General features: G+C 56.3%; 18 protein-coding genes and 1 pseudogene. 9 read left to right on the forward strand and 10 right to left on the reverse strand.

The features are described 5' to 3' along the window. Positions 1-154: 154 nt before the first annotated feature. Positions 155-1903, forward strand: a complete 1749-nt coding sequence (gene dld / locus HV355_RS03795; protein ID WP_182400958.1) for a D-lactate dehydrogenase — start codon at positions 155-157, stop codon at positions 1901-1903. Between the two features lie 112 nt (positions 1904-2015). After that, the gene (locus HV355_RS03800; RefSeq protein ID WP_182400960.1) at positions 2016-2570 is read left to right on the forward strand and encodes a GNAT family N-acetyltransferase; all 555 of its coding nucleotides are present in this window, start codon (positions 2016-2018) and stop codon (positions 2568-2570) included. A gap of 96 nt (positions 2571-2666) precedes the next feature. Here HV355_RS03800 and pbpG read toward each other — a convergent pair whose 3' ends face one another. Next, complete coding sequence (gene pbpG / locus HV355_RS03805; RefSeq protein WP_010433590.1) at positions 2667-3590, reverse strand: D-alanyl-D-alanine endopeptidase; 924 nt, start codon at positions 3588-3590, stop codon at positions 2667-2669. Positions 3591-3757: 167 nt separating this feature from the next. Beyond that, the gene (locus HV355_RS03810) at positions 3758-4345 is read right to left on the reverse strand and encodes a Yip1 family protein (RefSeq protein WP_010433589.1); all 588 of its coding nucleotides are present in this window, start codon (positions 4343-4345) and stop codon (positions 3758-3760) included. Positions 4346-4502: 157 nt separating this feature from the next. On the opposite strand from HV355_RS03810, the gene HV355_RS03815 reads away from it, so the two are divergent. Beyond that, positions 4503-5075, forward strand: coding sequence for a DedA family protein (locus HV355_RS03815; RefSeq protein WP_108416585.1), 573 nt, complete (start codon positions 4503-4505; stop codon positions 5073-5075). A gap of 88 nt (positions 5076-5163) precedes the next feature. Here HV355_RS03815 and HV355_RS03820 read toward each other — a convergent pair whose 3' ends face one another. The 8 genes and pseudogenes from HV355_RS03820 to HV355_RS03855 form a co-directional block, all read right to left on the reverse strand. Then, positions 5164-5928, reverse strand: coding sequence for an SDR family oxidoreductase (locus tag HV355_RS03820; protein WP_182400962.1), 765 nt, complete (start codon positions 5926-5928; stop codon positions 5164-5166). Positions 5929-5977: 49 nt separating this feature from the next. After that, positions 5978-7396, reverse strand: a complete 1419-nt coding sequence (gene mdtQ, locus HV355_RS03825; protein ID WP_182400964.1) for a multidrug resistance outer membrane protein MdtQ — start codon at positions 7394-7396, stop codon at positions 5978-5980. A 327-nt stretch (positions 7397-7723) separates the two neighbouring features. Then, complete coding sequence (gene ascB, locus HV355_RS03830) at positions 7724-9118, reverse strand: 6-phospho-beta-glucosidase (protein WP_182400966.1); 1395 nt, start codon at positions 9116-9118, stop codon at positions 7724-7726. Positions 9119-9130: 12 nt separating this feature from the next. Beyond that, a pseudogene (bglF, locus tag HV355_RS03835) lies at positions 9131-11096 on the reverse strand (PTS beta-glucoside transporter subunit IIABC). A 24-nt stretch (positions 11097-11120) separates the two neighbouring features. Further along, the gene (gene bglG / locus HV355_RS03840) at positions 11121-11954 is read right to left on the reverse strand and encodes a transcriptional antiterminator BglG (RefSeq protein ID WP_182400968.1); all 834 of its coding nucleotides are present in this window, start codon (positions 11952-11954) and stop codon (positions 11121-11123) included. Between the two features lie 155 nt (positions 11955-12109). Further along, positions 12110-13456 carry a carbohydrate porin gene (locus HV355_RS03845; RefSeq protein ID WP_182400970.1) on the reverse strand — a complete coding sequence of 449 codons (1347 nt, stop codon included), beginning with the start codon at positions 13454-13456 and terminating at the stop codon, positions 12110-12112. A gap of 300 nt (positions 13457-13756) precedes the next feature. After that, positions 13757-14689, reverse strand: a complete 933-nt coding sequence (dusC, locus tag HV355_RS03850; RefSeq protein WP_108416591.1) for a tRNA dihydrouridine(16) synthase DusC — start codon at positions 14687-14689, stop codon at positions 13757-13759. 41 nt (positions 14690-14730) lie between these two features. Continuing rightward, positions 14731-15528: a helix-turn-helix transcriptional regulator gene (locus tag HV355_RS03855; RefSeq protein ID WP_108416592.1), complete on the reverse strand. Its 798-nt coding sequence runs from the start codon at positions 15526-15528 to the stop codon at positions 14731-14733. Positions 15529-15587: 59 nt separating this feature from the next. On the opposite strand from HV355_RS03855, the gene HV355_RS03860 reads away from it, so the two are divergent. From HV355_RS03860 to HV355_RS03885, 6 genes are all read left to right on the forward strand, one after another. Then, entirely contained in the window at positions 15588-16304 is a 717-nt protein-coding gene (locus HV355_RS03860; RefSeq protein ID WP_182400972.1) for a type 1 glutamine amidotransferase, read from the forward strand. A 191-nt stretch (positions 16305-16495) separates the two neighbouring features. Further along, a complete protein-coding gene (locus tag HV355_RS03865) occupies positions 16496-16891 on the forward strand; it encodes a CidA/LrgA family protein (RefSeq protein WP_042715956.1) in 396 nt (131 codons plus the stop codon). Further along, positions 16888-17583: a CidB/LrgB family autolysis modulator gene (locus HV355_RS03870; protein WP_042715955.1), complete on the forward strand. Its 696-nt coding sequence runs from the start codon at positions 16888-16890 to the stop codon at positions 17581-17583. The genes HV355_RS03865 and HV355_RS03870 overlap by 4 nt, the downstream gene beginning before the upstream one ends. A gap of 129 nt (positions 17584-17712) precedes the next feature. Beyond that, a complete protein-coding gene (gene cdd / locus HV355_RS03875) occupies positions 17713-18597 on the forward strand; it encodes a cytidine deaminase (protein WP_126817484.1) in 885 nt (294 codons plus the stop codon). A 126-nt stretch (positions 18598-18723) separates the two neighbouring features. Next, entirely contained in the window at positions 18724-19443 is a 720-nt protein-coding gene (sanA, locus tag HV355_RS03880; protein ID WP_010433553.1) for an outer membrane permeability protein SanA, read from the forward strand. Between the two features lie 120 nt (positions 19444-19563). After that, positions 19564-20952, forward strand: a complete 1389-nt coding sequence (locus HV355_RS03885; protein ID WP_182400974.1) for a glutamine synthetase family protein — start codon at positions 19564-19566, stop codon at positions 20950-20952. Positions 20953-20964: the final 12 nt, after the last annotated feature.

The following is a 20964-nucleotide window of genomic DNA, read 5'->3' on the forward strand; positions in this document are numbered from 1 at the left end:
ATCTCGGCCATACCGTGCGAAAAGCGCAGTGTGCCACAAACCCTTTGAACCTTGCAGGGTTATTCTCTGATTTTTCTCGTGAATACTCGACCGCTTAACAGTTAATCGCGCTATGCTTACAGCGAGAAATTTGCCCCACCACAAGGAGTGGAAGATGTCTTCTGTTCGAACTGACGATAACAATACTTTTATTAACGAACTGTCGCGCCTGGTTGGTCACTCTCACCTGCTTACTGACCCGGCTAAAACCGCCCGCTACCGCAAGGGTTTCCGTTCCGGCCAGGGCGACGCGCTGGCGGTGGTCTTCCCCGGCACGCTGCTTGAGCTGTGGCGCGTGCTGAGCGCCTGCGTCGCCGCCGACAAGATTATTTTAATGCAGGCCGCCAATACCGGCCTGACCGAAGGCTCCACGCCGAACGGCAATGATTACGATCGTGACATCGTGATTATCAGCACCCTGCGCCTCGACAAACTTCACCTGCTGGACAAAGGCGAACAGGTACTGGCCTTCCCCGGCACCACGCTCTACTCCCTCGAAAAAGCGCTTAAGCCGCTGGGACGCGAACCGCACTCGGTGATCGGCTCCTCCTGTATTGGCGCGTCGGTGATCGGCGGGATCTGCAATAACTCCGGCGGCTCGCTGGTGCAGCGCGGCCCGGCGTATACCGAGATGTCGCTGTTTGCGCGGATCGATGAAAACGGCAAGCTGACGCTGGTGAACCATCTGGGTATCGATCTCGGCGTGACGCCGGAGCAGATCCTGAGCAAGCTTGACGATGACCGCGTGAAGGACGAAGACGTTCAGCACGATGGCCGCCACGCGCACGATCATGATTACGTCACCCGCGTGCGGGATATCGACGCCGACACCCCGGCGCGCTATAACGCTGACCCGGACCGCCTGTTTGAATCCTCCGGCTGCGCGGGCAAGCTCGCTGTTTTTGCCGTGCGTCTTGATACCTTCCCGGCAGAGAAAAAGCAGCAGGTGTTTTACATCGGCACCAATCAGCCCGAGGTGTTGACCGAAATCCGTCGTCATATTCTGGGCGAATTTACCCACCTGCCGGTCGCGGGCGAATATATGCACCGGGATATATACGATATCGCCGAGCGCTACGGGAAAGACACCTTCCTGATGATCGACAAACTCGGCACCGACAAAATGCCGTTCTTCTTCACCATGAAGGGCCGCACCGACGCGATGCTCGATAAAGTGTCGCTGTTCAAACCGCACTTCACCGACCGCTTTATGCAGAAGCTGGGCAACGTTTTTCCGGCGCATTTACCGGAGCGAATGAAAACCTGGCGCGATAAGTATGAGCACCACCTGCTGCTGAAGATGGCCGGAGACGGGATTGCTGAAGCACAAAACTGGCTGACCGAGTTCTTCAAGACGGCTGAGGGTGATTTCTTTGCCTGCACGCCGGAAGAAGGCAGCAAGGCCTTCCTGCATCGTTTCGCCGCCGCAGGCGCAGCCATCCGTTATCAGGCGGTGCATTCCGAAGAGGTGGAAGATATTCTGGCGCTGGATATCGCCCTGCGACGCAACGATACCGAATGGTTTGAGCACCTGCCGCCGGAGATCGACAGTAAGCTGGTGCACAAGCTCTATTACGGCCACTTTATGTGCTACGTCTTCCATCAGGACTACATCGTTAAAAAAGGCGTCGACGCGCACGCGCTTAAAGAGCAGATGCTCGCCCTGTTACATGAACGTGGCGCGCAATATCCTGCAGAACACAACGTCGGGCATCTTTATAAAGCGCCTGACGCACTTAAGCAGTTTTATCGCGAGAATGACCCTACAAATAGTATGAATCCCGGCATTGGTAAGACAACGCGGAAGAAATACTGGAAAGAAGAGGCAGATGCGGAGCAGCCCATAACGCAAGCATCTGATTAATTCATACAGCCATATTTGAGAGATTGTTAAGCGCTCCTTAATCGTACTAGAGTAGCGATCTGTCGCCGGAGAGACGTTTCTCCGGCATTCTACGATAAGGAGCGGGCACATCATGTCGGCTGTAGATATTTTATCCGAAACCGAACTGGAGGTGCGTGATGCCCTGCCAGATGATGCGCATGCCATCTCGGCCATCTATGCATGGCATGTACTCCATGGTCGCGCATCCTTCGAAGAAGTTCCTCCCACCGTAGACGAAATGCGTAAGCGTATGAGAAACGTCATCGATAGCGGTTTGCCGTGGCTGGTCGCGCTGTACCGCGGTATCGTCGTCGGCTATTGCTATGCCACTCCGTATCGTCCGCGACAGGCTTATCGCTATACGCTGGAAGAATCAATCTATGTGGATGCCAGCACCACGGGCCGTGGATTTGGCTCGACGATGCTGAGCGTGCTGATCGCACGCTGCGAGCAGGGCCCGTGGCGGCAGATGATTGCCGTTGTGGGTGACGGGAATAACAACTCGGGCTCGCTGCGCTTACATAAAAAGCACGGTTTTGATGTCGTGGGTCAATTGCGAAGCGTTGGGTATAAGAAAGGCGACTGGCGGGATACGTTGATAATGCAGCGCCCGCTCAACGACGGTGACTGGACGCTGCCGGAGTAAAACGCGGTGCGGTCTGGTGCCCTCACCCCGGCCCTCTCCCACAGGGAGAGGGTGCAAACACTAAAAACGGCAACCAGGTTGCCGTTTTGCTTTTATCTAATCGTTCTGCGCCGTCGCCATCTGTTCCGCTTTCTGCTTTTTATACGTCAGCGCCGCGGCCGGAACCGGCTGCACTTTCCCGGTCTCAATCCACGTCCGCAGGCGGCTGGCATCCGCGAAGTGGGTATATTTGCCAAAGGCATCCATCACCACCAGCGCAACCGGCTTGCCGTTAAACACGGTGCGCATCACCAGGCAGTGGCCTGCCGCATTGGTAAACCCGGTTTTGGTTAACTGGATATTCCAGTTCTCGCGATACACCAGATGGTTAGTGTTGCGGAACGGCAGCGTGTAGGACGGGTTAGAGAACGTCGCCATGTCCTCACGCGTGGTGCTGAGCTGGCCAAGCAGCGGGTACTGCTTGCTGGCAATCAGCATCTTCGTCAGGTCACGCGCCGTTGAGACGTTATGAATCGACAGCCCGGTCGGCTCCACATAGCGGGTATTGGTCATCCCCAGCGATTTGGCTTTGGCATTCATCGCACGAATAAACGCATCATAGCCGCCCGGATAGTGGTGCGCCAGGCTGGCTGCCGCGCGGTTTTCGGAGGACATCAGCGCCAGCAGCAGCATGTCCTTACGGCTGATTTCACTGTTCAGACGCACGCGGGAGTAGACGCCTTTCATTTCCGGCGTGTGGCTGATATCGACCTTCAGTTTTTCATCCAGCGGCAGTCGTGCATCAAGCACCACCATCGCGGTCATTAATTTGGTAATGGAGGCGATCGGACGCACCAGATCCGGGTGGCTGGCATAGATCACTTTGTTAGTGTTGAGATCGACGATCATCGCGCTGCCGGAGGCAATTTGCGGTTGTGCCGCCGCGGAGGTCACCGCAGGCGTTTTGGCGATGGCTGGCGCGGCAGCGGACGCACCCAGCAGCAGCGCCAGGCTCAGTAATGAAACTCGGAATTTCAGCATGGTGAGACTTCTGATAATTATTCACGCACGTTATGACGTACACCGCCTGCGTCAACGGATAAACGCAGGCTGGCATCGGCATCATAGCGGTCACCGTGCGTTGTCGCCAGCGGAGAATCGTGAACAGATGCTGCATTGCTGGCATTTACGCCAGCAATGCAGTGAGCTTAAAAGAGACGGTATCCATAACCCCACAGAATAACCGTCAGAGCCAGTAACGCCTCCAGGACCAGAACCCCGATGGCAAGCGTGGAGCTGGAGAAGCTCAGGCCCTCTTCTTTATTGATATTCAGGAAGGTTGGCACCCCTACATACAGCAGATAACCGGTGTAAAAGAGGGCAACAGTACCGATCAGCGCGCACAGCCAGACCAGTGGATAGAGCGCAACAATACCGCTTAAGAACAGCGGGGTCGCGACATATCCGGCAAAGACCATACAGTGGGCCAGCGACGGACGCTGCGGGTAGTTTCGCGCCATCCAGTGAATAACGCGCCCCATCACCGCCACACCCGCCAGCATCAGGCCGTAAAAGATGACGGCAAGATACAGCCCGGTAAACCAGGAGAGCTGGACCACGGTGCCATCACCAAAGTTCCAGCCGATTTGTGTTGTGCCTATAAACGCACAGATTACCGGCACCGCTGCCATCAGCAGCACATGGTGCGTGTAATGATGCGCGACCGTTTCGTTCTCGCTTCTGATCACGTGCATTTCACGATCGGGATGGGAGAAGAGTCCCCAGACATGGTTCATAGCGCCCCCTTGTTGTCGGCCCGTCAGCGATACTCTAAGTATAATGCAGGCTTTAGATTATTTTATGTACAGCGGGAAAATTCCGTTGATTGCCGCACGGTTGATTCTGGGGGTATATGATTAAAGCAGGCTCGAACAGGGAGATAACTCAGACGTAATGGATATCAACGGACTCATTGAACAATATGGATATGCCGCGCTGGTCATCGGTAGCGTGGCAGAAGGCGAAACCATCACGCTGTTAGGCGGCGTTGCGGCGCATCAGGGATTGCTGAAATTCCCGCTGGTCGTCGCCGCGGTCGCGCTGGGCGGGATGATTGGCGATCAGCTGCTCTACTTTTTGGGGCTGCGCTTCGGGCCGAGGCTGCTTAAGCGTTTCGCAAAGCATCAAAAGAAAATCCGCCGCGCTCAGCGCCTCATTCAGCGTCATCCCTATCTGTTCGTCATTGGCACCCGCTTTATGTACGGCTTTCGCATTATCGGGCCGATTCTGATCGGTGCCAGCCGTCTACCGCCCAAAATATTTCTGCCGCTCAATATTGTAGGCGCGATTGCCTGGGCGCTGATCTTCACCACGCTCGGCTACGTGGGCGGAGAGGTGATCGGACCGTGGCTGCATAATCTCGATCAGCATATTAAACACTGGGCGTGGCTGATTCTGGTGGTTGTGGCGGTGATTGGGGTCAGGCTGTGGATGCGGCACAGGGAGAAGAGGCGGGATGAGGATTAGCTTAGTGCGGTCTGTTGCCCTCTCTCACAAGCAGAGGAGGTTTTTAGTTCCCTCTCCCCTTGGGAGAGGGTTAGGGTGAGGGGGAAAACTACCCCTCCGGCTTAAACTGCGGATTCGCCAGCATAAATCCGCCGTCAACGATAAAGGATTGCCCCGTCGTGTAGCTGGCGTCGCTGTCGCACAGCCACGCCACCAGGCTGGCGATCTCTTTGGTATGCCCCGGCCTTGCCAACGGGATTTCCGGCATTGAGCCTTCTTTCACTTCGCTATCATCCATGTCGTTCATCGGCGTGGCAATCGCACCGGGCGCAACAGCGTTCACCAGAATCTTGTGCTTAACCAGCTCCAGCGCCATGGATTTGGTTAAGCCACCGAGCGCATGTTTTGCCGCAGTATAGGCGCTGGCGTCAGGCAGCGGCGTGTGCTCATGCACCGAGGTGATGTTCACTATTCGCCCCCCTTCCCCCTGCTTCACCATCTGCCGCGCGGCAATCTGCGAACAGAGAAACGCGCCGTCCACGTCGACGGTGAAAATGTTCCGCCAGTCGTCAAACGGCATATCAAGGAATGGCGCTTTGGCCATCGCCCCGGCATTGTTGACCAGTACGTCAAGCCGACCGAAACGCGCAATCAGCGTATCAATGGCCTTTGCACCGTTCGGCAACGTGCTCAGATCAAGCTGGATAGCCTCTGCACGTTGCCCCCTCGCCTCAACCTCGCGACAGGTTTCCCGCGCGCCGCTTTCATCGGAATGCCATGTGACACCGACATCAAAGCCGCGCTCTGCCAGCATCAGCGCGGTGGTTTTACCGATACCGGAATCCGATGCCGTCACAATTGCTACTCGGGTCATACTCACCTCCTGAAAATGTGCGAAGAGGTAAGTATAGATAATCACCTTTTTAGCCGTGATGATAGCCACCGCCCAGCGCGGACGTCAGCTGTAGCGTGGCATCCACGTACTGCCCTTTCAGGGTTAGCGTAGCGATATGTTCCTTGAGTGCCGGAATTTTGGCCTCGCTGACGCGGGAACCGGCAATAATCCCGGCGCTAAAGCGCGCCTGTGCCAGTGCCACCACGCGCGCAGCATCTTTCTCAACCTGCTGCTGTTGCTGGTTTTTGGCGGTCAGGGTTTCAACTTCACTGGCCGTGCGCGCCACCTGGTTAACGGCATCGACCACCGCTTTGTTGTAGTTCGCCACCGACAGGTTGTTCTGCGCCTGGGCGATATCCAGATTCGCATTCAGCCTGCCGCTGTCGAAGATCGGCAGCGTCAGCCCCGCGGTGACGCCCATTTGCTGGGCGGAGGAGCGGAACAGATCGCTCAGATGCAGGGCATCCTGCTGCAGGAATGCCATCAGGTCCACGTCGGGATAGAAGGCGGCTTTGGCGGCATCCACTTCGCTCAGGGAAGCTTCAATGTACCAGTGCGCCTCCTGCAGATCAGGGCGGCGAGCCAGCAGTTCGTATCCCAGCGTGGCGGGCAACGCCGCTTCCGCTGTCGGTAAAGCATGGCGAGTCAGCTTCATCGAGGAGGTATTGGTCAGGGCCTGCAGACGTGCCTCAACGGCTTTCATTTTGCCTTTTACCCCGGCAAGCTGCTCTTCGGTTTTGCTGGCATTGATATCGGTTTCGACACCTTCTACCGAGGAGGTGATCCCGTGCTGATACAGCTCGCGGTCGGCACCGATGATATTGTCCTGCTCGTGTTTAATCTCTGCGAGAACCTCCCCCACCGCGGCCTGGGTCTGCCACTCCCAGTAAAGCCGCGCGACGCTGCTGGCCAACAGCTGACGCGTCTGCTCCATCTCGGCTTTCTGGGCGTTGACCTTGCCGATGCGGGCTTCAACCTGCGCGCGGTTTTTGCCCCACAAATCGAGATCCCAGCCCGCTGTCAGGCCAAATGTTCCGTTGGTGTACCACGGCCCGGTCGTACCCGCAGCCGGATCGGTAATGGCGAAGGGTCCCATCAACCCTTCCGCAGACATTTTTTGCCGTTCCGCATCGGCTGAAAAATCAATCTGTGGGCCATCTGCCGCCATGGTGGCTTTCGCCTGCGCTTCCGCGAGCGTAATACGCTGTCGGGCGATTTGCATATCCGGCGCATCATTTAGCGCCTTCGCGATCAGCGAATTAAGCTGCGGATCGTTATAGTCTTTCCACCATTCGTTTTTCGGCCAGCTGGTTCGACTTAGCCGTGTATTCACCGACGCCGCAGTGGCTTGCGCGTTAATTGGCGATACGCTGGCATGTTCCGGCGCGCAGGCAGCCAGCATTAAGACAAGAGGGGCACTCAGAGATAAAATAAGAGAACGTTTCATGACGCCATAACTCAAAAAATTAAAGGCGCAAATTACGCTTGATGCCATTCTGTTTTTTAGTAACGCGTGGCAATCCGCAAATTGTCATACATTTTCATATTCGGCAATTTATTCCCAATCACAATGAATAAATTCAACATATTCATGCCAATTATGAATTGACTGCTACACTTACTCATTGTCATACACGGGCAGGAGAAGGGAATGAAAATATTACTGTGGGTTATTTTAATTATATTTTTGATAGGGCTGTTAGTGGTTACCGGCGTATTCAAAATGATTTTCTGATCTATTTGCCCGGCATTGCGCCGGGCGACGTTATTCCTGTCAGGCTTTCAGCGATGCCCCCTTCGTGGCAATCACCTCTTTATACCAGTAAAAACTCTTTTTGCGGCTGCGGGCCAGGGTGCCTTTACCGCTGTCGTCGCGGTCCACGTAAATAAAGCCATAGCGCTTGGACAGTTCCGCTTTGGACGCGCTCACCAGATCGATCGGCCCCCAGTTGGTGTAACCCATCACCTCGACGCCGTCGTCAATGGCCTCACGCACCTGCACCAGGTGGTCGTTAAGGTAGCTGATGCGGTAATCGTCCTGCACTACGCCGTCGGCGTCCGGTTTGTCCTTCGCGCCAAGGCCGTTTTCTACAATAAACAAGGGCTTCTGATAACGATCCCAGAGCACATTCAGCAGCGTGCGCAGACCCACCGGGTCAATCTGCCAGCCCCACTCGGAGCTTGCCAGATGCGGGTTTGGTACCATGCTCAGGATGTTGCCCCGCGCCTGCTGGTTCAGTTCTTCATCGGTCGTTACGCAGCCGGTCATATAGTAGCTGAACGAGATAAAATCGACGGTAGATTTTAGCGCCTCGCGGTCGGCGTCGGTGATATCAATCTGGATGCCGCTGTCGCGGAAGAAGCGCAGCATATAGCCTGGGTACGCCCCGCGGCACTGCACGTCGCCAAAGAACTGCCAGGCGCGGTTCTCCTGCAGCGCTTCCAGCACGTCTTCCGGTTTGCAGGTGAGCGGGTACATCAGGCCGCCCAGCAGCATGTTGCCAATTTTTGCATCCGGGATGATCTCGTGGCAGGCTTTCACCGCCAGCGCGCTGGCCACCAGCTGATGGTGGATCGCCTGATACACTTCCCCTTTGCTGCTGGTTTCCGGCAGGCCCACGCCGGTCATCGGCGCGTGCAGAGACATGTTGATTTCGTTGAAGGTCAGCCACAGCTTCACCTTCTCCCCGTAGCGCGCAAACACGGTGCGGGCGTAGCGCTCAAAGAAGGTAATCGTCTGACGGCTGCCCCAGCCGCCGTACTGCTTCACCAGCCCCCACGGCATCTCATAGTGCGACAGCGTGACCAGCGGGGTGATGTCGTGCGCGGCCAGCTCGTCAAACAGCCTGTCGTAAAACGCCAGCCCCGCTTCGTTTGGCGCCTGCTCATCGCCGTTCGGGAAGATACGCGTCCAGGCAATGGAGACGCGCAGGCAGCTAAAGCCCATTTCGGCAAAGAGTTTGATATCTTCCGGGTAGCGGTGATAGAAGTCGATGGCGACATCCTTAATTCCGCTGTCGCCCGCCACGCGCTCCACCACCGGGCCAAACACCCCCTGCGGCTGGACGTCTGAGGTGGACAGCCCTTTTCCATCCTCCAGATACGCGCCTTCTACCTGATTCGCGGCAACCGCGCCGCCCCATAAAAAATCGTCCGGGAAAGTCTTCATCACGTTCTCCTGTTATTGATGGCTTACGCTGAGCAGCGGTGCACCGGCGTTAACGGACGCTGCCGCCACGGTCGCCACCTCGCGATACTCGTCGCTGTTACTGATAATGATCGGCGTCGCCAGGTCGTATCCGGCATCGATAATCGCCTGACGATCAAACTCCAGCAGCAGGTCGCCCGGCTGCACCCTGTCGCCCACCTTCACGTGGGCGGTAAACGGTTTACCATCGAGCTTCACGGTGTCGATTCCCACGTGGATTAACACTTCAATCCCGCTGTCGCTGAGCAGGCCAATGGCGTGTTTGGTCTGGAAAAGAGAGGCAACAACGCCCGCAAACGGGGCAACCACCCTGTTGTCGGAGGGAATGATGGCAGCACCGCTGCCCAGCAGGCCGCTGGCAAAGGTGGTATCGGGCACCTGATCGAGCGCCAGCACGGTACCGGTCATCGGAGCCAGCACATCGTTTTCACCCGCTGGCGCAACCGCCTCGGGCGCTGAGCGTGCTGGCATGCCCGCCACAAGCGTCAGGACGCAGCTCAGCACCAGCGCCACCACGGTGCCGATGATGCCGCCCCACAACGTGGCATCTACCCCACCCGGCGGGATCATCTGGGCGATGGTAAAGACGTTGGCAAAGCCGAAGGAGTACACGTGGGTGTCGCTGAAGCCGACAACCGCGCCGCCGATTGCCCCCGCCACGCAGCCGAAAATAAAGGGTCTGCGCAGCGGCAGGTTAACGCCATAGACCGCTGGTTCGGTGATGCCGAAAATCCCCGCCGTTACGGACGACCCGGCCAGCATTTTCTGACGCGCATCGCGAGTGCGCAGGAAAATCCCCAGCGCCGCGCCGACCTGGCCGAACACCGCAGGCAGCAGCATCGGCAGCATGGAATCATGCCCCAGCACCGCCAGGTTGTTGATCATCAGCGGCACCAGCCCCCAGTGCAGGCCGAAGATGACGCAGACCTGCCACAGCGCGCCCATCGCCGCGCCCGCCAGCCACGGTGCCAGGACGTAAATCCACTGGTAGCCGTTGGCCAGCAGCTGGCTGAGCCAGGTTGCCAGCGGGCCAATCACCAGGAAGGTCAGCGGCACGGTCACGCCTAAGCAGATCAGCGGCGCGAAGAAGTTTTTCATTGAGGATGGCAGCAGCCTGGTGCTCTGTTTTTCCAGCCAGCAGCTGACCCACGCGGCAAGAATGATGGGGATCACCGACGAGCTGTAGTTGAACCAGGTCACGGGGATGCCGAGAAACGCCTCGGAAACCGCCCCCGGCTGCTGGCTGGCGTTAAACGCCGCAATCATCATTGGGTGGGTGAGTGCCCCACCGATCACCATGGTAATAAAGGGGTTGCCGCCGAATTTCTTGCCCGCGGTATAGCCCAGTACCAGCGGGAAGAAGAAGAACAGCGCGTCGCTGGCCGCGAACCAGATTTTATAGGTGCCGCTTTCAGGGGTGAGCCAGCCGCAGACAACCGCCAGCGCCAGCAGCCCTTTCAGAATACCGGAGGCTGCCAGAATGCCGATAAACGGGGTGAAAATTCCGGAGACGATGTCAATCAGGCGGCCCAGCAGGTTGCCCTTGTCGCCCTTCTCTTCCACGGCTGGCGCATCGTCAGTGAGCCCGGCCTCTTTGCGCACCGCCTGCCAGACGTCATGCACGTGGTTGCCAATCACCACCTGGAACTGGCCGCCGCTTTCGACCACCATAATCACGCCCGGATTTTTCTTCAGCCCTTCGGCATCCGCTTTCTGGTTATCTTTCAGTTTAAAGCGAAGCCGGGTCGCGCAGTGGACAAGGCTGACAATGTTCTCTTTTCCGCCAACGTGGCCGAGAATATCCGTCGCTAAAGCCTGGTATTCCATCTCGATTTCCTTACATCCGATGCCCGCAGGCACCTGTTGACTGAGTATAAAAATAAAAAAACCCGAGAACGTCCTCCTTTCGAAGGCCGCGCTCAGGTTTTGCCTGCGTTATGCAGTAACAATCCAGATTTGAGGCTTAACGCCCCTCTTTTCTCACCCGTTCAATATGAATGGCGAGGAACATAATTTCTTCGGTCGTCAGCTCGCGCTGATAGATTTTGTTCAGGTGCTGCGCGATTTTCTCGGCGCATTTCCATGCTTTCGCGTAGTTGTCCTTTACCGCGGTATGCAGCGAGACATCGTCATCGTCCACCACGGTGCGGGTCAGCATCCGCTGGGCAAAAAACTTCAGATGCGTGACAAAACGCTGATAGCTGAGCGACTCTTCGTCGTACTCCAGCTGCAGCTGATACTTCACCAGCTGCAGGATCTCCTGCATCACCCTTGTCACGTGCATCACTTCCGGCATTTCGCTGTTCAGCTGCGCGGTGACCAGATGCAGCGCGATAAACCCCGCTTCGTCCTCAGCTAGCTCGACGTTCAGGCGTTTGGCGATAATGGCCCTTGCCTCCTGCCCCAGCTCAAACTCCTTCGGATAGAGGCGCTTGATGTCCCACAGCAGCACGTTTTTGATCGCCAGCCCTTTCTTCTGGCGCTCAATCGCGAAGTAGCAGTGATCGGTCAGGGTGATATACAAACTTTCCTGCAATTTCCCCAGCCGCTGCGCCGCCAGCCCAATTATGCGGTCGCAGGTGGTCATCACCTCCAGCGGGATCTGGCTCAGCAGCTCACCGAGACGCTGCACCAGCTCATCGCTCTGTAACGCAAACACCTTTTCAATCAGCGCGGTATCCAGCGCGTCACCCACGCGCCTCTGAAAGGCCAGCCCGCGGCCCATCACCACCTGTTCGCGCCCGCGCTCATCCTGAACAACCACCACGTTATTATTGAGTATCTTGGCGATTTTCATCGGAACCCCAGAAACAAAAAAACCTGACCTCCGGCAGAAGCCAGAAAATCAGGTTTTGCCTGCCGAAGCAGTAACAATCCAGTTCTGGCACTCTATCAGTTTCATTCGTAGCCTCAATACGTCACGCATCAGAAACGTGATGCGGATCGACATTGCTAGAACGTCACAACGGTTTTCAGCTCCGTTACCCAGGCATCCTGCGTCCGGGACACACCGCCCGGATGGTGCCAGTACTGAATGCCCGGCTGCAGCTCCAGCCACGGCACCGGACGGAAGCGATAGTAAAACTCACCGTTCAGGGAGTGGCCCGGCACCGGGTGATACGCCGGATCGTTATAGTCCGACACGCCGCTCAGGCTGTTCATATAGCGCTGGTTGCGGGCGTACTGGCTACTCATATCAATCCAGGTTATCCCGAAGCCAATCCAGTCTTCCGGGCGGGCGTCAAACAGCCCGCGATAGCGCAGCGAGGCGGCATACACCTGATGCATGTAATTGCTGCGCTGATCCGCAAGACTCATGCTGACCGAGGTGCTCAGCCCACGATTCGGATCGTCCCTGTGCTGCGTGATTTGCTGGTTAAGCCCGGCGTACATGAACCACGTGCGGTTATGCTTCTCGTAACCGTCCGGATCGCTCGCCCCAGCCCCGCCGGATTTTCCGCGGTAGAGATCGGTTTGCGGCGCGTTGGTAAAGACCACGCCGAGGTTATAGGCGCCCGGCAGACCGTTAATCAGCGGACGCGCTTCGATTTCGACCGGGAGCAAGACCCCTTTGCTGCCCTTCGTCGACCAGCTCCACGCGTGGCTGCGGCTGGAGGCGTCCGGGTTTTGCTCCATCACGCCGCCTTTTAAGGTGACGGTTGGCGTGAGCTTATACTCCAGCGTGGTGCCCCAGGTGTGAACGTTCCAGTTGTTCCAGGTCAGCGAGTTGGCCGATTTCCCGCCGCACTGGGAGAGCAGCTGAAAGTCGCACGGGATGATCTGGTCGAAGGTTTGCACCTTGTTCATCATCCCGATGCGCCAGGTCAGACGCCGGTCATCAAAGCTGCGGGCAAACGTCAGCCAGCCCAGACGAGTAATGGATTGCCCGCCCCAGCTTTCCTGGGTCAAATCGTTGAAGTTCACGCGCGGATCCTGCACGCGTTTGGTGGTGAGGTCGTCGTTGTGGTTGCGGTTGACGATGTTCCCCTCGATACGCGCATCCGGGATACCCGTCCAGCGCTCCAGATCCTGGTTGAAGGTCAGCGCGAACTGGTCAATATAGGCCACGTGGGAGTCGTGGTTATATCCGCCACCGCCGTTCCAGCCAATTTCATTCAGGTATCCGAGGTTATAGGTAAAACCGTTATCGTTAAGGATTTTACGTATGCCGAGCATTTCGCCCAGAACAGGCTCCGGCGGGGCTTCAAACCCTAATACCGTTCCATTCCACTCCTGCGCCATTGTTAAAGGCGATATCATCAATAAAGCGAGGGCATAGAGATTATTTTTATTTGTCATAATAGCAACCTGTAGCTGAGTATTAGTGCGTAACCGTTCGCAGGAAATTTTTCTATTTCCCGTCGTGTTTTAATTATTCGTTCCAGCAAAAAGCGTTAGGCCAAATGGTTCTCCTGCGTGAATGACAGGCAAAAAAAAACCTAAGCGCTCCACAGCGGTTAATGCTGTGAAACGCTTAGGTTTTGCCTGTTAACCAGTAACAATCCTGCGTTGAAAACAGTGGCACCTTAACACCGTCACGCCACCTTGAAAACCTGCATCGTTTTATATTTTAAAAAAGTGTGAGCAAATTAACGCTTATTATTTTGACTGGATCACGCGTGCAATATCCGCAGAGGTCTGTAGCGTACGGATCTCCTGAAATAAACCTAACGCTTCGCTATATTCCTTGCGCAAATAACTGAGCCACTGCTTAATACGCGCAACGTGATACAAACCGGTGTCGCCCTGCTTTTCCAGACGGCTGTATTTTTGCAGCAGCGTGACCACGTCTGCCCACGGCATACGCGGTTCATTATATTTCACCACCCGGCTGAGGTTCGGCACGTTCAGCGCGCCGCGGCCTATCATCACCGCATCACAGCCCGTCTCCTTCATGCAGGCCTGCGCGCTTTCGTAGTCCCAGATTTCGCCGTTGGCGATAACCGGAATGCTGAGGCGTTTGCGGATCTCACCGATTGCCTGCCAGTTAATGCGGTCCGCTTTGTAGCCGTCCTCTTTAGTACGCCCGTGCACCACCAGCTCGGTGGCACCGGCCTGCTGCACCGCATCGGCAATTTCAAACTGACGCGCGTCGCTGTCCCAGCCCAGGCGCACTTTGACCGTCACCGGCAGATGCGACGGCACGGCCTCACGCATCGCCTTCGCGCCGCGATAAATGAGTTCAGGATCTTTCAGCAGCGTCGCCCCGCCCCCGCTGCCGTTCACCATCTTCGACGGACAGCCGCAGTTGAGATCGACGCCATAAGAGCCCAGCTCAACCGCACGGGCGGCGTTCTCCGCCAGCCATTCAGGGTACTGCCCCAGCAGCTGAATACGCACCAGCGTACCGGAGGTCGTCCGGCTCTGGTTGTGCAGCTCGGGGCACAGACGGTAGAAGGATTTTACCGGCAACAACATATCGACCACGCGCAAAAACTCCGTCACGCAGAGATCGTAATCGTTCACCTCGGTCAGAAGCTCGCGCACGAGGGAGTCGAGCACGCCTTCCATAGGGGCCAGTAAAACACGCATAGCAGTACCTGTGAAAAAAGACGCGCTATAGTAGCTGCTCTCTATATCGCTGGGAAGCGCTTCTGTTCAGGGAGAAAGTCAGCTGGCGTTGCTCCCACTACAGCACGAAACGCCTCCGCAAATGCCGCCGGGCCGGAAAATCCCAGCATCCAGGCCACCTGCTTAACGGGGTATCCGTTTGCGAGCAGGTCCAGCGAGGCACAAATCCTTGCGCGCTGTCGCCAGGTCCGGAAGCTAAAGCCTGTATCTTTGATAAACGCGCGTGAAAATGTGCGTTCAGACATAGCGGCCTGCTCCGCCAGCCTTTCCATAGAAACACCCCACAGATTGTTGGCAATAATGTCACAGGCAACACGATGTAACCGTTCATCAATAGGCATCGGCAATTCGGCCGAGATCTGCTGCGTTTCACTAAGAATGTCGAGCAGCAAAACAGCCATGCTTCGCTGACTTGCCGGCCGGTATTCCGAACTGAACAGTCCAGCAATCAACTCTTTGAACAACGCAGTCGCCTTAATCACGTGAATATCCTCTTTCCGCTTAAACGGTTTGCATTGCGTTATTAATTCCGGGCTAAACCAGACCGCGCGGAGTTCTGTTGCGGATAACACGCTGTAGGTGTGTTCCTGAAAGGGAGGGATCCACAGCGCACGCTGTGGCGGTATTACCCAGCGTTTGCTGCCGGTTTCGACCAGCATGACGCCTTTGATGGCAAACAAAAGTTGACCTTGTGAATGCTGGTGGGGCGGATCCACTTCGCCGCGCGTATAGCTAATTGCCCCTCTGGACCATCCGATAGCATCGTCGTGAATTGGCGTTTTATCGATAACGGTTGGCATTTCACATTCCTCCCTTCCTCTTATGATGCTGCTTGTACACGTAACCGGAGAGAGAAGCAATGCACATTCATTTTATCATTCATGAACATTTCGAAGCGCCAGGCGCCTATGAAATCTGGGGGAAAAGCCGCGGCTGTAGTCTGAGCTACACCCGGGTTTATCAGGATGACCCTTTACCTCAGGAACTGGAGAGCGCAGACATGCTTATCATTATGGGAGGCCCGCAATCACCTGCCACCACGCTTAAGGAGTGCCCCTGGTTTGATGCGCAAGCGGAAATGCGACTCATCGGCCGCGCAATAGAGGCGGGTAAAACGGTGATTGGCGTTTGTCTGGGCTCGCAGCTTATCGGTGAAGCGCTGGGCGCAGCGTTTTGCCACAGCCCGGAAAAAGAGATCGGTAAATTTCCCGTCAGGCTCACGGATGCAGGCCAGGCGAACCCGCTTTTTGAGGATTTTGGCGGTGGGCTGGACGTCGGTCACTGGCATAACGACATGCCAGGGTTGACGCCTCAGGCAAAGGTGCTCGCTTACAGCGAGGGCTGTCCTCGTCAGATCGTGCAGTACGGCGAACGGGTTTACGGTTTTCAGTGCCATATGGAGCTAACGTCGGATGTGGTTGAGCTGCTTATCGAACATTCGCAGAACGATCTCCGCCGTGCGGGAGAATTCCGTTTTGTCGAAACGGCTGAAAAATTACGCTCGCATGATTACCGTGAAATGAATCAAGTGCTGTTTTCTTTTCTGGATAAACTCACCGCCCAATGCAATGCCTGACTCAGAGGCATTTCTCTGGCTCGTCACTTCGCCACTGTAATTCCTTTCCTCTAAACTGTAGCCTGTCCCTGTGCGGTGATACCAGACGTTCCATTCTGGAATGTCTGGTATGCTCAAATTTCATGATGTGATCCGTGGCACATTTCTGGGTTTAATTGTATGATGAATGCGTTTCATCAAGGACTTTCACCATGAGCAAATCACTGAATACAATCTGGCAGTATCTGCGCGCATTCGTCCTGATTTACGCCTGCCTGTACGCCGGGATTTTCATCGCCTCGCTGCTGCCGATCGTCATTCCCGGCAGCATTATCGGGATGCTGATCCTGTTTGTGCTGCTGGCGTTACAGGTGCTGCCCGCGAAGTGGGTCAATCCAGGCTGCTTCGTCCTTATCCGCTACATGGCGCTGCTTTTCGTGCCCATCGGCGTAGGCGTCATGCAATATTACGACGTGCTCAAAGCGCAGTTCGGCCCGATTGTCGTCTCCTGTGCGGTCAGTACGCTGGTGGTATTCCTGGTGGTGAGCTGGAGTTCGCACATCGTGCATGGCGAACGTAAAGTGGTCGGGGAGAAAACAAAAAAATGATGGCCAATATCTGGTGGTCGCTGCCGTTAACCCTGGCGGTGTTCTTCGCTGCACGTAAACTTGCCGTACGCTTCAAAATGCCATTGCTCAACCCGCTGCTGGTGGCGATGGTGGTGATTATTCCGTTCCTGCTGCTCACCGGCATCCCCTACGAACGCTACTTCGCAGGGAGCAAAATTTTAAACGATCTGCTGCAGCCTGCCGTTGTTGCGCTGGCATTTCCTTTATATGAACAGCTGCACCAGATCCGCGCCCGCTGGAAGTCCATCATCACCATCTGCTTTATCGGTAGCCTGGTGGCGATGATCACCGGCACCTCGGTGGCCCTGTTAATGGGCGCCTCTCCGCAGATTGCCGCCTCTATTCTACCGAAGTCCGTCACCACACCGATTGCGATGGCCGTGGGCGGCAGCATCGGTGGCATTCCGGCCATCAGTGCGATGTGCGTGATTTTCGTCGGGATCCTGGGCGCGGTGTTTGGCCATACCCTGCTGAATCTGATGAAGATCCGCACCAAAGCGGCACGTGGTCTGGCGATGGGGACTGCGTCTCACGCCCTGGGCACCGCGCGCTGCGCCGAAGTGGACTATCAGGAAGGGGCGTTTAGCTCGCTGGCGCTGGTGATCTGCGGGATTATCACCTCCCTGATTGCCCCCTTTGTCTTCCCGATTATTCTGGCGGTGATGGGCTAAAATTTGCGATGCGTCGCGCAATTTTCATTTTGTTTTCATAAGTTGCATACATAATGAGAATTGGATCACATATAAAGCCCTAACGGCTCCGTACACTACCGATCCATTAACCTTTATGAGGCAAACGCCATGCACCCACGTTTTCAAGCTGCTTTCGCCCAGCTTGCCGAGAATTTGCAATCAGCCCTGGCTCCGGTTCTGGCGGATGCGCATTTCCCCGCCCAGCTGACGGCGGAGCAGGTCACGACGCTGAAACAGGCAACGGGACTGGATGAAGACGCGCTGGCTTTCGCACTGCTGCCCCTGGCTGCTGCCTGCGCGCGTGCCGACCTTTCCCACTTCAACGTCGGCGCCATTGCACGCGGCGTAAGCGGAACCTGGTACTTCGGCGGAAACATGGAGTTCCTCGGTGCAACCATGCAGCAGACCGTTCACGCCGAGCAAAGCGCCATCAGCCACGCCTGGCTGCGCGGTGAAAAAGCGTTGAGCGCCATCACCGTTAACTACACCCCTTGCGGTCACTGCCGTCAGTTTATGAACGAGCTGAACAGCGGGCTGCAGCTGCGCATTAACCTGCCGGGCCGCGCGCCGCATACGCTGGGGGATTACCTGCCGGACGCCTTCGGTCCGAAAGATCTTGAGATTAAAACGCTGCTGATGGACGAGCAGGATCACGGTTTCGCCCTGTCCGGCGATGACCTGAGCGAAGCGGCCATTCGTGCGGCGAACAAGAGCCATACGCCGTACAGTCAATCGCCAAGCGGCGTGGCGCTACAGTGCCGTGATGGCCGCATCTTTACCGGCAGCTATGCGGAGAACGCTGCGTTTAACCCTACGCTGCCTCCACTGCAGGGCGCACTTAACCTGCTGAGCCTGAACGGCTACGACTATCCGGACATTCAGCGCGCCATTCTGGCAGAAAAAGCCGATGCGCCGCTGATTCAGTGGGACGCCACCGCCGCGACGCTGAAAGCGCTGGGCTGCACCACAATCGACCGCGTGCTGCTTGCCTGAACCTTCCGGCGGGCAGAAATGCCCGCCAGTTTGCTGAAAAAGCCCTCAGTTGATTCACCGTTTCTTGCGCTAACCAGGCGGGTACAGTAGCCTGAGTGAACTTTCATCCACGAACGAGCCATCTCCATGTTAAAGCGCGTTTTTTACAGCCTGTCTGTCCTGGTCGGCATACTGCTGTTGATCGTGCTCGGTCTCGACCGCTGGATGAGCTGGAAAACCGCCCCCTACATTTTTGACGACCTCCAGGATCTTCCCTACCGTCAGGTTGGCGTGGTGCTCGGCACCGCCAAGTATTACCGCACCGGCGTGATCAACCAGTATTACCGCTACCGCATACAGGGTGCGCTGAACGCCTATAACAGCGGCAAGGTGAATTACCTGCTGCTGAGCGGCGATAACGCCCTGCAAAGCTACAACGAACCGGTGACGATGCGTAAGGACCTGATTGCCGCAGGCGTCGATCCTGCCGATATCGTGCTCGACTACGCCGGGTTCCGCACCCTGGACTCCATCGTGCGCACCCGCAAGGTGTTCGACACTAACGATTTCATCATCATCACCCAGCGCTTCCACTGCGAGCGCGCGCTGTTTATTGCGCTGCATATGGGTATCCAGGCGCAGTGCTACGCCGTGCCGTCGCCAAAAGACATGCTGAGCGTGCGCGTGCGCGAGTTCGGTGCCCGCTTCGGCGCATTAGCCGATCTCTACATCTTCAAACGTGAACCGCGCTTTTTAGGCCCGCTGGTGCCGATCCCGGCAATGCACGAAGTGCCAGAAGATGCGCAGGGTTATCCGGCGGTGACGCCAGAACAGCTGCTCGATCTGCAGAAAAAAGAGAAAAAATAGCCTCCGTTTATAGTTTCTTTACGCCGGGTGCTACGCTTTTTATCCCCTCTTTACACCTGACCTTTTACGCTGAGTTCATTGCCGCTACGGCTTCATTGAAGACTGACTATGAACTCGATAATGAACGCGTTTTTCCTGAAAAGTATCCGCCCGTACTTTACTTTCCCGGGTTTATCGCTGCCGACCGCGCTAAATTCCGGCCTCTATCTTGAGGAGAAGCTTGCCTCTCTGAAGCAGAGCCTGTCGGTGGAAGTGGCGGATTATCTCGAGCGTTACCCACAAACCAAACACATCGATGTCTGTCTCAACGATATCAACGGCATTATGCGCGGTAAGCGACTTTCCGTAGACAGCATGCTGAGTCTGGAGAAAGGCTGCTATTTTCCTCTCTCGGTCTATTCGATGGATCAAAAAGGGAAAGTCGCCGCGTCACGTGACGATGAGCCAGACCGACTTTGCATGCCGGTTGCCGGTTCCCTCCGCCCCTCTTCACACGATCCGCTGCATACCGCGCAGATCCTCCTGACGATGAAGGACAGCGACGGGCAACCTTGTCCCCTTGAGCCACGCGTCATATTGCAGAACGTTCTCGCGCGTTTTCATCAGCACGGGCTGAACCCGGTTATGGCACCGGAAATTGAGTTCTACCTGACGGGGCCTGGCACTCAGGCGCTTCAGAATCAGGGCTGCTTTCATATGGATACGTCATCAGCCCACGCTGCGCTGTTTGACGAGCTGGAACAGCTGGCACACCGGCAGCATATCCCCCTGACCGGCATTGTGGCAGAGGCTGAATCAGGTCAGTTCGAGTTAAACCTGAAGCACAGCCATCGGGTCGTGGAGGTATGTGACAATATCCTGGCACTGCGTCGGTTAACGCGGTTTGTCGCTGAAAAGCACGGCCTTCAGGCTAACTTTATGGCCAAGCCGTTCAGCCTCTTGTCCGGCAGCGGCCTGCATTTTCATTTCAGCCTGAATGATATTCACGGTGAAAACGTATTTACCTCACCGGCTGATGAACTCAATAGCATGATGCGCTTATGCATCGCAGGTCAGCTGGCGCTGATGCCCGCCTCCATCGCCATTCTGGCCCCCGGCGTTAACGCTTTCCGGCGCCTTCGTAAAAACCTTACAGAGCCATTATTCCATTCATGGGGTTATAACACCCGCACTGCCGCGCTGCGTATCCCCTGCTCTGATGAGAGCAACCGTCGTATTGAGTACCGTCTGGCGGGCGCTGATGCCAACCCGTATCTCGTTGCGGCAACCATCCTGACAGGTATGTTGTACGGTCTGGAAAATGTCGATGAGGATGATTTACCGGAACCGCAGTGTGATGAGCCAGAACTTCCACTGTTCCAGCAGCAGGCAATCGAGGCGTTTTCCCGCTGCCAGTATCTCACCGACAGCTTAGGCGAAGCCTTTTCAGAACAGTGGATAGCCTGCAAGCTTTCTGAACTTGACTGGTTCGAGAGCATAGTCACCGGACAGGAATCCACGCTAGCGTAAAAAAAAGCCCGC

It is taken from the genome of Enterobacter sp. RHBSTW-01064, assembly GCF_014103035.1.
Taxonomy (GTDB): Bacteria; Pseudomonadota; Gammaproteobacteria; order Enterobacterales; family Enterobacteriaceae; genus Enterobacter; species Enterobacter mori.